The sequence below is a fragment of the Streptomyces sp. PA03-6a genome, assembly GCF_033792765.1.
Lineage (GTDB): Bacteria > Actinomycetota > Actinomycetes > Streptomycetales > Streptomycetaceae > Actinacidiphila.
Window position 1 is genome coordinate 1 of sequence record NZ_JARAVK010000086.1, and the last position, 13,180, is coordinate 13,180.

General features: G+C 72.7%; 8 protein-coding genes. All 8 read left to right on the forward strand.

Going from position 1 to position 13,180, the window contains the following annotated elements:
• Window positions 1-61: 61 nt before the first annotated feature.
• The 8 genes from PV350_RS21235 to PV350_RS21270 all read left to right on the forward strand — a co-directional run bounded on the left by PV350_RS21235 (window position 62) and on the right by PV350_RS21270 (window position 13,180).
• A complete protein-coding gene (locus tag PV350_RS21235) occupies window positions 62-1,540 on the forward strand; it encodes a sugar transferase (protein WP_499514544.1) in 1,479 nt (492 codons plus the stop codon).
• A 73-nt stretch (window positions 1,541-1,613) separates the two neighbouring features.
• Entirely contained in the window at window positions 1,614-2,930 is a 1,317-nt protein-coding gene (locus PV350_RS21240) for a nucleotide sugar dehydrogenase (RefSeq protein WP_500335392.1), read from the forward strand.
• Window positions 2,920-4,185 (forward strand): glycosyltransferase family 4 protein, encoded by a 1,266-nt coding sequence (locus PV350_RS21245; protein WP_500335394.1) that lies wholly within the window; start codon window positions 2,920-2,922, stop codon window positions 4,183-4,185. Before PV350_RS21240 ends, PV350_RS21245 begins: the two co-directional genes overlap by 11 nt.
• The gene (locus PV350_RS21250; protein WP_500335396.1) at window positions 4,182-5,549 is read left to right on the forward strand and encodes a YveK family protein; all 1,368 of its coding nucleotides are present in this window, start codon (window positions 4,182-4,184) and stop codon (window positions 5,547-5,549) included. Before PV350_RS21245 ends, PV350_RS21250 begins: the two co-directional genes overlap by 4 nt.
• Entirely contained in the window at window positions 5,546-7,075 is a 1,530-nt protein-coding gene (locus PV350_RS21255; RefSeq protein ID WP_500335398.1) for a Wzz/FepE/Etk N-terminal domain-containing protein, read from the forward strand. The genes PV350_RS21250 and PV350_RS21255 overlap by 4 nt, the downstream gene beginning before the upstream one ends.
• 2 nt (window positions 7,076-7,077) lie before the next feature.
• Window positions 7,078-9,012, forward strand: coding sequence for an asparagine synthase (glutamine-hydrolyzing) (gene asnB / locus PV350_RS21260; RefSeq protein ID WP_500335400.1), 1,935 nt, complete (start codon window positions 7,078-7,080; stop codon window positions 9,010-9,012).
• Between the two features lie 29 nt (window positions 9,013-9,041).
• Window positions 9,042-11,222, forward strand: a complete 2,181-nt coding sequence (locus tag PV350_RS21265) for a bi-domain-containing oxidoreductase (RefSeq protein ID WP_500335402.1) — start codon at window positions 9,042-9,044, stop codon at window positions 11,220-11,222.
• The gene (locus PV350_RS21270; RefSeq protein ID WP_499514537.1) at window positions 11,219-13,180 is read left to right on the forward strand and encodes an alginate lyase family protein; all 1,962 of its coding nucleotides are present in this window, start codon (window positions 11,219-11,221) and stop codon (window positions 13,178-13,180) included. Before PV350_RS21265 ends, PV350_RS21270 begins: the two co-directional genes overlap by 4 nt.

Here is a 13,180-nt window from a genome sequence, read left to right on the forward strand (position 1 = left end):
TCCCGGGGGGAGGGACCGTGTTGGGCGAACACGTCGAACCACTGGGGACCTGGGGGGTTCTGTGCGGCATGGGGGACTAGTCAGCCCGTTTCCGTCAGCACGCGAGCATCTGGGGAACGGCGCGATCAGCCGGCCCGCAATCGAATGGGAGCAGCGGTACCGCCGAGCCGTGATCACCAGCGACACGGTGGCCACCGCCTTCGTGGTGGCCGCGATCGGCAGTTTCTTCGGGGTCCGGGACGCGGCCAACTGGCACGAGAAGTGGGGGATCCTCGCCTTCGGCACCGAGCTGCTGGTGCTGGGGACGCTTGCGGTGAGCCGCTCGTGGGCTCCGGCCGTGCTCGGCCAGGGCGCCGAGGAGTTCCGCCGGCTCGGACGCTCACTGTGCACGGCGGCCGTCGTGCTGGCGCTCGGCGGGGTCGCCGTCACCTCGCGCAACATCAAGCTCTGGATCTTCGTCGCGATCCCGGCGATCGCACTCGTCACCATGACCGAGCGGTACCTGCTGCGCCTGTGGCTGCACAAGCAGCGGAAGGAAGGGCGGTGCCTGCGACCGGTGCTCGCTGCCGGGAGCCCGGCCACCGTGCGCGACCTGATCACCCGGATCCGCAAGTTCCCGCACCTGGGCTGGCAGGTGGAGGCCGTGTGCACGGCGGACGCTCCCGGGCTCGACGGTGACCACGTGGACGGGGTGCCGGTCGTCGGCCGGCTGACCGACGTCGCGGGCCACGTCCGCCGCAACGGCTACCGTGTCGTCGCGGTCACACCGGACCCGCACTGGTCACCGGACCGGCTGCAGCGGCTTGCCTGGAACCTCGAGGGCAGCGACGCCGAGATGGTCGTGGCCCCCGTGCTGATGGAGGTGGCCGGCCCGCGGCTGCACGTCGACGCGGTGCTGGGGATACCGCTGCTGCGGCTCAGCATGCCGACCTTCACCGGGGGCCGCCGCGCGGTCAAGGAGGTCGTCGACCGGCTGGGCGCGGCGGTCCTGCTGATGCTGTTCGCGCCGCTGATGGTGTTCGTCGGGCTGCTCGTGCTGGCCGACAGTCCGGGTGGGGCGTTCTACCGCCAGCGCAGGGTCGGCAAGGACGGACGCGAGTTCACCATCTTCAAGTTCCGCACCATGGTCTCCGGGGCCGACAGGGCACGTGCCGAGCTGGCCGACCGCAACGAGGGTGCCGGCCTGCTGTTCAAGCTCCGCCGGGATCCGCGGGTGACCCGGGTGGGAGCGGTGCTGCGCCGGTACTCGATCGACGAGCTCCCGCAGCTCTTCAACGTGCTCACCGGCTCGATGTCGCTCGTCGGTCCGCGGCCTCCGCTGCCGGAGGAGTCCGCCGCGTACGGCCCGGACATCCGGCGGCGGCTGCTGGTCAAGCCCGGGCTCACCGGCCTGTGGCAGATCAGCGGACGCAGCGACCTGCCGTGGGACGAGGCGGTCCGGCTGGACCTGCGGTACGTGGAGGACTGGTCGCTCGCCCTGGACACGGTGATCTTGTGGAAGACGCTGCGTGCGGTGCTCCACGGGCAGGGGGCCTACTGATGCGCGGAGGTCGTCGTCCGGCCGGCGCGAGGATCGCAGGCCGGGAGAGCCTGCCTGGGGGGAGGAACGGGTCATGAGGGTCAGCGTTTTCGGCCTCGGCTACGTGGGCTGCGTGTCGGCAGCGTGCCTGGCCAGCATGGGTCACGAGGTCATCGGGGTGGACGTGAACCCGGTGAAGGTCGACCTGGTCAACGACGGCAAGGCCCCGGTGGTCGAGGAGCGGATCGGCGAGCTCACCGCCGAGGTCGTGCGGACCGGAGCGCTGCGCGCCACCGGCGACGTCCGCGAGGCGATCATGGGCAGCGAGGTGTCACTGATCTGCGTGGGCACACCGTCGGAGCCCAACGGCAGCCTGTGCACCACGTACTTGGAGCGGGTCACCGAGCAGATCGGCGCCGCGCTGGCCGAGCGGGGTGGGCGGCACACCGTCGTGTTCCGCAGCACCATGCTCCCGGGCACCTGCCTGAACCTGCTGGTGCCGATCCTGGAGAAGTACGTCGGCGGCACGGCCGGGGTGGACATCGGGGTCGCGGTCAACCCGGAGTTCCTGCGCGAGGGCACGAGCGTGCGGGACTTCTTCGACCCGCCCAAGACCGTCATCGGCGAGCTCGACGCGGCGAGCGGCGACGTGGTGACGGCGCTGTACGACGGCTTGCCCGGCGAGGTGTTCCGGGTACCGGTCCCGACGGCCGAGGCGATCAAGTACGCGGACAACGCGTTCCACGGCCTCAAGATCGGCTTCGCGAACGAACTGGGCGCGGTGTGCCAGGCGCTCGGGGTGGACTCGCACCAGGTGATGGACGTGTTCCTGGCCGACCGCAAGCTGAACATCAGCCCCGCCTACCTGCGGCCCGGCTTCGCCTTCGGCGGCTCCTGCCTGCCCAAGGACCTGCGCAGCCTGGTCCACGCCGCGCAGCGGGCCGACGTCTCGGTGCCGATCCTCGCCAACGTGCTGACCTCCAACTCCGAACATCTGCAGCGCGCGGTGGAGCTGGTCGAGCGCACCGGCAAGCGCCGGGTGGGCCTGTTCGGGTTGTCCTTCAAGCCCGGCACCGACGACCTCCGCGAGAGCCCGCTCGTGGAGCTGGCGGAGAGGCTCTTCGGCAAGGGGTACGACCTGCGCATCCACGACGCCAACGTGAGCCTGTCCCGGCTGATGGGCGCGAACCGCGAGTACATCGAGACCCGGCTGCCGCACCTGGCGCAGCTGCTCGGGGACTCCGTCGGCGAGGTGCTCGAGCACGCCGAGGTGGTCCTGGTCGGGACCAGGGATCCCGCCGTGCTGTCGGCGCTGCCCCATGGCGACGGCCCGCTGATCGTCGACCTCGTCCGCCTTCCCGACGCCGAGGCGCGCCGGGCCGAACCGGGGTACGTGGGCCTTGCTTGGTGACACGACCAGCGGCGACCGGCCGGACCGGCGCGCGCTGATCCTGGTGGAGAACCTGTCGGTGCCGTTCGACCGGCGGGTGTGGCAGGAGTGCACGACGCTGCGCGACGCGGGCTGGGAGGTGCACGTCATCTGTCCCCGGGGGAGCAAGCGGGACACGGAGCCGGAGGCGGAGATCGACGGGGTGCGGATCCACCGCTACCCGTTGCGCGCCGCCACCGGAGGGCCGGCCGGCTACCTCGGCGAGTACGGATCGGCGTTGTGGCACACGTTCCGGCTGGCCCGCAAGGTCGGTCCGGTCGACGTGGTCCACGCCTGCAACCCGCCCGACCTGCTGTTCCTGCCGGCGCTGTGGCTGAAGCGGCGCGGCGCGCGGTTCGTCTTCGACCAGCACGACCTGGTGCCCGAGCTGTACCTGTCCCGGTTCGACCGCGGGAAGGACCTCCTCTACCGCGCGGTGTGCGCGCTGGAACGGCGGACCTACCGGGCCGCGGACGTCGTGCTCGCCACGAACGAGAGCTACCGGGACGTCGCGCTGCGCCGTGGCGGCAAGCGGCCGGAGGACGTCTTCGTGGTGCGCAGCGCGCCCGACGTCGACCGTTTCCACCCGGTACCGCCGGAGCCGGAACTGAAGCGCGGCAAGCCTCATCTGCTGTGCTACCTCGGTGTCATGGGTCCGCAGGACGGCGTCGACTACGCCTTGCGGGCCCTGGCGAAGCTGCGCGACGAGCTCGGGCGGAGCGACTGGCACGCGGTGTTCGTCGGCGCCGGCGACGCCTTCGACGCGATGGTCGAGCTGTCCCGGCGGCTCGGGCTCTCGGACCAGGTGCAGTTCACCGGGCGCATCCCGGACGCCGACCTGGTGCGCTACCTGTCGACCGCGGACGTGTGCCTCTCCCCCGACCCGCGCAATCCGCTCAACGACGTGTCGACCATGAACAAGGTCCTGGAGTACATGGTGATGGGGCGGCCGATCGTCTCGTTCGACCTCCGGGAGGCACGGGTCTCCGCCGGTGACGCCGCCGTCTACGCGCCCGCCAACGACGAGGCCGAATTCGCGGGGCTCATCGCACTGCTGCTGGACGATCCGGAGGAGCGGGCCCGGATGGGCAAGATCGGCCAGGAGCGGATCACCGGGCAGCTCTCCTGGCGCACCTCGCAGCGGTCGCTCCTCGCCGCCTACGCCGCCGCCTGTCGTGACCGGGCTCCGGCGTCGGCGGGCGACCCGGTTCCGACAGAGAAAAGGCCGCCCCGTTGAGCGATGACACGATACGCCTGGCCATGATCGGGCGGATGATCCGTCGGCGCTGGCGGCTGCTCGCCGTCCTCGCCGTGGTGGGCGGGCTCGTCGGCTACGGCGCCTCCTTGCTGTTCCCACCGCGGTACACGACGTCGGCATCGGTACTGCTGCCGGGGGCGTGGGAGGAGCGCGAGCTGCTGACCCAGTCGGAGATCGCGACCAGTTCGGTGGTGCTCGACCGGTCGGCCGCCACGCTCGGCTGGGCCGGGGTCGGCGGCGCCGAGCTGCGGGACCGGGTGAGCGCCAAGGCCACCGAGGGGAACATCATCAAGATCTCGGGTACGGCCGACACCCCGGAGCGCGCGCAGCGGCTCTCCGACGAGGTGGCCCAGCAGTACGTCACCTTCGCCGCACGGGTCGTGGGCGACAACACCGATCCCGAGGCGTCGGCGAATCCCGAGGCGCTGCGGGAGCTGATGGAGCAGACCAGCCGCCGCATCACCGACCTCGCCAAGGCGGCCGATCCGGGCCGGACCGTGGAGAGCGTGCAGGCCCGCACCGAGCTCGAGAAGCTGCGCACGACGCTGGAGCAGGCCATGGACAAGCTGGACCAGACCGATCCGGCGACCAACAAGGCCAACATGGTCGTCATGGGGGCGGCGGCCCGGCCGATCGGCGAGGCACCACCGACCAGGACGCAGTTCATCGTCACCGGGGCGCTGCTGTTCCTGCTGTTCGCGGTCGTCGGCCATCTCGCCGCCGCACGGATGAGTCGCCGGCCGCGCACCGAGCCGGAGATCGCCGCGGCGCTGGGTTCGGCGCTGCTGGGTACCGTCGACGTACCTGAGGGACGGCGCGCGCACCGGCCGGAAGGCCGTGGCGCGCGGACCCGGATCCGCCGGCTGCTGGGTGTCGACACCCGGTGGGACGTGCCGGCCCTGCACGCGTCCGGTGACGAGGCCGGCAGGAAGATCCGCTACGGCCGGGTGTGCGCCCGCCTCCGGGACCAACTGCCGGCCCCCCGGCGGCTGCTGGTGGTCGTCCCGGACGGCGACGGGACCGCCCGCCGGGCCGCCGAACAACTCGTCGCCGAGGCCGGGAGCGATCCGCTGCTGCGGGTGGTGGGGGTTTCGGTGTCCCGGCCGTTGGTGCCGGACCGCGACACCGAGTCCGGTGTCCTGGTCGTGCTCAGCGCGGGCAGCTGGACGGCAGGGGAGCTCGCCGGCATCGGCGAGGCATGTGCGGACGCCCGGCATACGGTCGTCGGCATCGTCGTCGCCGGCGCGGTCAGGGACCGTCGGGCCCGGTCTGCCGCGCGTCCTCCGGACGGCGCCACGCCGGCGGTCGCGGTGGGCGTCGACGCGATGGGAGGTTCGGTGTGACGACGAGCACGACTTCGCAGTCGCCGGCAGCCGCTCCGCTGCTGGACCTGCAGGCGCTGGTGGTGGCGGTACGCAGGCGCCGCCGCCTGTGGTGTTCCGTGGCGCTGCTGGGGTTGCTGGTCGGCGCGGGGGGCGCGGTCCTGCTGCCACCGCAGCCGACCGCGGTGACCACGGTGCTGGTCGCCCATCAGGCGGACCAGCCGAACGACCCCGGAACGCTGATCCGCACCGACGCCGCGCTGCTGGAGACCACGCAGATCGCCGGTGAGGCCCTGCGGTCGCTGAGGTCCTCGGAAGACCCGGAACACTTCATGCGGGACTACCGGGGCATCGGTCTGACCAACAACCTGCTGCAGATCAACGTGACGGGTGACAGCGACGCGGAAGCCGTGGCCCGCGCCAAAGCACTGGCCGACGCCTTCGTCGCGGACCATGTCGAGCGGATACAGAAGGCCGCGAACGCCGAGGCCAAGACCCTGCTCGACCAGCGTGACCGCATGCGGGACGAACTCGCCCAGGTCAACAAGTCGATCGGAGAAGGGCCGCCGGAGAGCGACCCGAACGCGTCGGCGAACCTCGAGTCGCTCTTCGCCCGCCGGGCCGAACTCACCTCGCGCATCGCCGATTTCGACCAGCGCGCCGCGGAGGCGGGCGTCGGCACGCCCCAGCTCATCGCCGGCACGCAGATCGTGGACGCCCCGCGCGCGGTGCAGCACTCCCTGCCCAAGGCCGCTGCCACCAACTCCGCGATCGGACTCGGCCTCGGGCTCGTGCTCGGGCTCGCGCTGGCCGCGGTCGGCGCGGTGGTGGCGGACCGCCCCGTGCTGCGCCGGGAGATCGCGGCGAACCTGGGCGCCTCGGTCATCGCGGAGCTGCGCCGCACGCCCCGCCGCCGGTCGGCCGGGCGGTGGCAGCGCCGGCGGACCCGGGCGGCACGCGAACGGCTCACCGCGACCCTGGCCCGCACCGTACGCGGCTCCGCGGAACCGGTGTCGCTGCTGGAACTGGGCTGCGCACGCGGCGTGAGCGTGATCGCCCTGGACCTCGCCGGCGCACTGGCGGCGGATAGGCCCGTGGTGATCATCGACGGTCTGCCCGGCCGGCAGCTCGCCAACCGCCGCCGGAAGTCGGCAGACCCGGCCGTGGTCGTCGGCGAGCGTGCCGCGACCGTGTCGGACGAGGTGCGCCGGCTCGGCGTCGGCTCGGTCGCGCCCGGCACGGCGTGGACCGACCTCCAGTTCCTCGGCACCCAGACGGTGCTCGTCGTGCGTGCCGGGCACGGCAGCGCCGCATGGCTGCACACCGTGGCGCGGCAGCTCGCGGACCTGCGCATCCCGGTGATCGGTGTGGTGCTGATCGACCCCGATCCGCGTGACCGGACCGACGGCACGCTGTGGGACGGGCTGCACACCGCGCTGCGCGGCCACAACGAACGGCTGGCCCGGCAGAGCGGGACGGGCCAACCGCGGCCGAAGCAGCCGTCGTGGGCCGCACGGGTCCCGGACAGCGACCAGGAGGCGCGCTAGACATGTGTGGCATCGCAGGCACGTACCGATGGCCGGACGGGAAGGCCGTGGCCGACCGGCTCACCGACACCCTCGCCCACCGCGGTCCGGACGGCGCGGGCCGGTACGGCCATCCCGTCGGTGACGGCGAAGTGCACCTCGGGCACCGCCGGCTGGCCATCATCGACCTGTCCGAGACCGGCGCCCAGCCGATGGTCTCGGACGGCCTGGTCCTGACGTACAACGGCGAGCTGTACAACGCGCCCGAGCTGCGTGCCGAACTGGCCTCCGCCGGGGTGCGCTTCCGCGGTACCTCCGACACCGAGGTCCTGCTGGAGGCCTGGCGGCGCTGGGGCACGGACTGCCTGCCCCGGCTGCGCGGCATGTTCGCGTTCGGGATCTTCGACGAGGGAACCGGTGAACTGGTGCTCGCCCGCGACCAGCTCGGCATCAAGCCGCTGTTCCTGCTCCGGCGCGGCGAGGGTCTGGTGTTCGCCTCCGAGCTCAAGGCGCTCGCCGCCGTGACCGGCGGGTCGCTGCAGGTGGACCCTGCGGCGCTGGTGGCTTCGCTGCTGTACTACTGGGTGCCGGACTCGCGGTGCGCGTTCCGCGAAGCGGAGAAGCTGCCGCCGGGGACCTGGCTGCGGTGCCGGCCCGACGGCCGCGTGGAGCGCGGCCGGTTCTGGAACCTCAAGGACGTCGCCGCCGAGGGACGGGAGCGGGCCCTCAGCGGCGAGCAGCCGGACATCGCCGCCGTCGTCGAGGAGTCGACCCGGCGCCACCTGCTCTCCGACGTACCCGTGGCGACCTTCCTGTCCGGCGGGCTGGACTCGAGCTACCTGACCGCGCTGGCCGCCCGCGACCGCCCCGGGATCTCCGCTTACACGATCGGGTTCCGCGCCGAGGACGCCAAGTTCGAGGCGATGCCGGACGACCTGCGCTACGCCCGGCAGGTGGCCGAGCGGTTCGGCGTCGACCTGCACGAGATCGAGATCGCTCCGAACGTGCTCGACCTGCTGCCGCGGATGACCCACCACCTGGACGAGCCGATCGGCGACCCCGCCGCCATCAACACGTTCCTGATCTGCTCGGCCGCCCGGGAGGCCGGGGTCAAGGTGATGCTCTCGGGGATGGGTGCCGACGAGCTGTTCGCCGGTTACCGCAAGCACCTGGCCAACACGATCGCGCTGCGCTACCAGCGCATCCCGCGGTCCGTGCGGCGCGGCCTGTCCGCGGCCGTGGACCGGCTGCCGGTCGCAACGGCCCGCCGGGGGTACCGGTCGGTGCGCTTCGCGAAGCGGTTCCTGTCCTTCGCCGATCTGCCGGAGGAGACCGCGTTCCGGCGCAGCTACACCATGTACGACCAGGACGAGCTGCTCGCCCTGGTCGATCCGGACCTGGCCGGGTCGGTCGATGACGTGCTGACCGAGCACGCGGACGTCTACCAGGACAACGACCTGGACGACTTCGTCAACCGCATGTGCCTGGGCGACGCCCGGATGTTCCTGCCGGGCCTGAACCTCACCTACACGGACCGGTCGAGCATGGCCGCGTCGACCGAGGTGCGGGTGCCGTACGTGGACGTCGAGGTGGTCAGGGCGGCGTTCGCCGTGCCCGGCGACCGCAAGATCGTCGGACGGCAGGGCAAGGCCGTCCTCAAGGAGGCGGCCACCTCGATCCTGCCCCGGGAGATCGTGTACCGGCCCAAGGGCCTGTTCAGCGCCCCGCTGCGCGCATGGATGAGCCGGGACCTGGCACCGCTGGTGCGCGAGGTGGTGAACGACGGCGTGCTCGTCACTTCCGGGTTCCTGCGCCGCGACGCGCTGGCCCGCATGGTCGCCGAGGACGCCGCCGGACAGCGGGACTTCTCCAAGCATCTGTGGCATGTACTGACCCTCGAGTACTGGTACCGCGACGCGACCTCCGGGTCCGGCCAGGACTCTCGCTCGGCGGCGTAGAAGACGGCGTAGAAACAAGGGGACTTCGGGTGAAGCAGGTTGTGCAGAACTACAAGAGCGGCGAGCTGGCGGTGCTCGACGTGCCCGAGCCGGGGTGCAAGCCGGGCGGTGTGCTGGTCAGGACCGCCTACTCGCTGATCTCCACCGGGACCGAGCTCATGAAGGTGTCCGAGGCGGGCATGTCGATGCTGGGCAAGGCCCGCTCGCGGCCGGACCAGGTGGCCAAGGTCATGCAGAGCGTGGCCACCAACGGGCTGCCCGCCACCTACCGCAAGGTGATGGGGAAGCTGGACTCCTACACCCCGCTGGGCTACTCGCTGTGCGGGGTGGTCGAGCAGGTCGGCAGCGGGATCGACGACGTGAAGGTCGGCGACCTCGTGGCCTGCGCCGGCAACGAGCACGCGCTGCACGCCGAGCTGAACTGGGTTCCCAAGAACCTCTACACCCCGGTGCCGGACGGCCTCGCGCCGCGGCACGCGGCCTTCGGCACCGTCGGGTCGATCGCGATGCAGGGTGTCCGCCAAGGCGAGCCGCAGCTCGGCGAGGTGGCGCTGGTCATCGGCCTCGGGCTGATCGGGCAGCTGGTGGTGCAGCTCCTGACCGCCGCGGGGGTGCGCGTCGTCGGGGTCGACCCCGACCCGGTGCGCTGCGAGCTCGCCGAGCGCCTGGGCGCCGCGGCCTGCGGCGATCCCTCGTCCGCGGCCGTGGAAGCCGCCGTCGCCGAACTCACCGGCGGTCACGGCGTGGACCAGGTGTACCTGGCCGCCGGCGGCGGCAGCAACCAGCCCGTCGAGCTGGCCGCGCGGCTGAGCCGGGACCGCGGCCGGGTCGTCGACATCGGCAAATGCCGTCTGGACCTGCCGTGGAACGCGTACTACGAGAAGGAGCTCGACGTCCGGTTCTCCCGCTCCTACGGCCCCGGGCGCTACGACCCGGAGTACGAGCTCGAGGGACGGGACTACCCGATCGGCTACGTGCGCTGGACCGAGCGGCGCAACCTGGCGTGCTTCCTCGATCTCCTCGCCCGCGGCAGCGTTGACGTGGAGCCCCTGGTCTCCCACGTCGCCGACTTCGACGACGCCGTCGAGACGTACCGGAGCCTGAAGGACGGCGACCTGAAGGCCGTGGCCGTGCTGTTCCGCTACCCCGACCACGCGGGAGAGGTGCAGGCCCCGGCGGTGGCCGTGCCCGCGGTGCGACGTGACGCAGGGGTCCCCGCCCCGGCCCGGTCCGCCAAGACGCCGGTGCGGCTCGCGTTCGTCGGCGCGGGGAACTACGCGACGTCGATGCTGCTGCCGCACCTGGCGCAGCGCGACGGCGTCGAGCTGTCCACGGTCGTCACCACGACGGCGCTGTCCGCGGCCAACGCGCAGCGGAAGTTCGGCTTCGCGCAGGCCACCACCGATCTCGACGCCGTGCTCGGCGACACCTCCATCGACGCGGTGTTCGTCGTCACCCGGCACAGCTCGCACGCCGAGCTGACCCGAAGGGCGCTGCTGGCCGGCAAGACGGTGTTCGTGGAGAAGCCGTTGGCACTCACCGAGGACGAGCTGGCGGACGTGCTCGCGGCGGTCGAGGAATCCGGCAACGACCGGCTGCAGGTGGGCTTCAACCGCCGGTTCGCGCCGCTGCTGCAGGACGCCAAGAAGCGGTTCGGCGCCCGGACCGGTCCGGCGAGCCTGCGCTACCTGGTCAACGCGGGCCGGCTGCAGCACGGGAGCTGGTACCTCCAGCAGGGCACCGAGGGCTCGCGCTTCGCCGGCGAGGGCGGGCACTTCATCGACACGGCGAGCTGGCTGCTCGACGCCGACCCGGTGTCGGTGTACGCGGTCGCCACGTCCGGCAACGAGGACCTGCAGGTCGTGCTGCACTACCCGGACGGGTCCACCGCCACCATCAGCTACGTCACCACCGGCGCGCCCAGCTTCCCCAAGGAGACGCTGGACCTCGTCGCGGACGGCAGGGTGCTGCGGCTCGACGACTTCGTCCGTGCCTCGGTCTACGGCCGCAAGCGGTGGGTCAGTTCGCGGCTGCCCAAGGCCCGGGACAAGGGCCAGTCCGCCGAGCTGGCCGCGTTCGTCAAGGCCGTGCGGACCGGCGGACCGATGCCGGTGCCGCTGGAGTCGCTGGTCGCCACCACGGCGGCCACCCTCGCCGTGCAGGCCGGCCTGGCCGGCGGCGTGCCGGTGACGTTGGCGAGGGCCCGATGACCATGACCGCGGGCTGGTACCTGCGGCGGCTGTCCCGGATGGGACCGCGTGAGGTCGGCGGCCGGGTGGGCGACGCGGTGCGCAGGCGGCGGTGGCGGTCGGCGCTGCCCGACGGCCCGGGCGTGAGCGGCGCCCGGTTCACCGCGGTCCTGCCCGCCGGGACGATCGCCGCGGTGCCACCGGACGCGGCGAAACGTCTCATCGCCCAGGCGGACCGGCTGATGGACGGGCACGCCGAGTTCTTCGGGGTGGAACGCGACGACCTCGCCGACCCGGACTGGTGGTACGACCCGAAGACCGGGCGCCGGGCCCCGGCGGGTTACGCCTTCGACGTGCCGTACCGGAACGAGGACGCGGTCGGGGACATCAAGCAGATCTGGGAGCCGTCCCGGCACCAGTACCTGACCGTGCTCGCCGTCGCCTACGCGATCACCGGGAACGACCGGTACGCCGAGCGCGTGGCCGAGCACCTGCGGTCGTGGTGGGCGGCCAACCCGCCGCTGCGCTCGGTGCACTGGATCAGCGGCATCGAGCTGGGCATCCGGCTGCTGTCCTGGGTGTGGATCCGCCGGCTGCTCGACGGCTGGCCGGGCGCGGCCGGGCTGTTCGAGGACAACCCGGTGGCGCTCCGGCAGATCTGGCACCACCAGCGCTGGCTGGCCGCCTTCCCCAGCCGGGGGTCCTCCGCGAACAACCACGTCGTCGCCGAGGCCGCCGGGCAGTTCGCCGCGGCCTGCGCGTTCGGGTGGTTCCCCGCCTCGGCGCGCTGGCGGGCCGGCGCGGTGCGGTCGCTGGAACGGCACCTGCGGAGCAACACCTTCGAGTCCGGCCTCAACCGCGAGCTGGCCACCGAGTACCACGGACTCGTGCTGGAACTCGGCCTGGCCGCGGTGGCCGAGGCGGACGCCGCCGGCGTGCCGGTCCCCGCGTCGATCCGGCTGGTGCTGCTGCGGATGACCGACGCGCTCGCGGCCGTCGTGGACAGCCGGCTGCGGCCGCCGCGTCAGGGGGACGCGGACGACGGCCACGGTCTGGTCGTGGACGGCGCGGGCACCGACCGCTGGGCCTCGCTGCTGGCGACCGGGGAGGCCGTGTTCGGCCGGCTCGCCTGGTGGCCCGCGGTGACCGGCGCCGACGTACGCACCCCGCTGCTGGCCGCGCTCATCCGGCCCGGCGCACCGGCCGCGGCCCGCCCGGCAAGCCGACCGGACCACCTCGCCGACGCGGGACTCACGATCCTGCGCGGTCCTGGGGAGATCTGGTGCCGCTGCGACGGCGGTCCGCACGGCTTCCTGTCCATCGCCGCGCACGCCCACGCGGACGCGCTGTCCGTCGAGGTCCGGCACGACGGGGTCGACGTGCTCGCCGACCCCGGGACGTTCTGCTACCACGGGCAGCCCGAGTGGCGGCGGTACTTCCGGTCGACCCTCGGCCACAACACCCTGCAGCTGGACGGCGGCGACCAGTCCGTCTCCGGCGGCCCGTTCCTGTGGACCCGGCACGCCCGCAGCCGCGTCCTGGTCGCGGACACGTCCGGCGCCTCGGAAGGGGGGACGGTGCGCTGGTGCGCGGAGCACGACGGTTACCAGCGCTCCGTGCACCGCCGCCGGGTGGAGCTGACCGCCGCGAGCCGGGAGCTGCGGGTGGTCGACGAGGTGCGCGGCCCGCGCCGGGCCGTGCAGCTGGCGTTCCACCTCGGCCCGGCGATCGCCGCGGACCTGGTGGGGAACCGGGCGGTGCTCACCTGGACCCGGGACGGCGAGGACCGCTCCGCGGTGCTCGACCTGCCCGGGCAGTTGCGCTGGCAGGCGCATCGTGGCGAGAGCGACCCGCCGCTGGGCTGGTACTCCGCCGGCTTCGGGCGCAAGGAACCCGCCACGACGCTGGTCGGCACCGGGTTCGCCGACGGCACGGCGATGTCAGGGGAGTTCACCACCCTACTCAGGTTCCGCGGCTAG

Excerpts from the sequence above, each read along its gene's own strand:
- PV350_RS21270 (WP_499514537.1), top strand. The coding sequence starts at position 11,219 with ATGACCATGACCGCGGGCTGGTACCTGCGGCGGCTGTCCCGGATGGGA.
- asnB (WP_500335400.1), top strand. The coding sequence starts at position 7,078 with ATGTGTGGCATCGCAGGCACGTACCGATGGCCGGACGGGAAGGCCGTG.
- PV350_RS21240 (WP_500335392.1), top strand. The coding sequence starts at position 1,614 with ATGAGGGTCAGCGTTTTCGGCCTCGGCTACGTGGGCTGCGTGTCGGCA.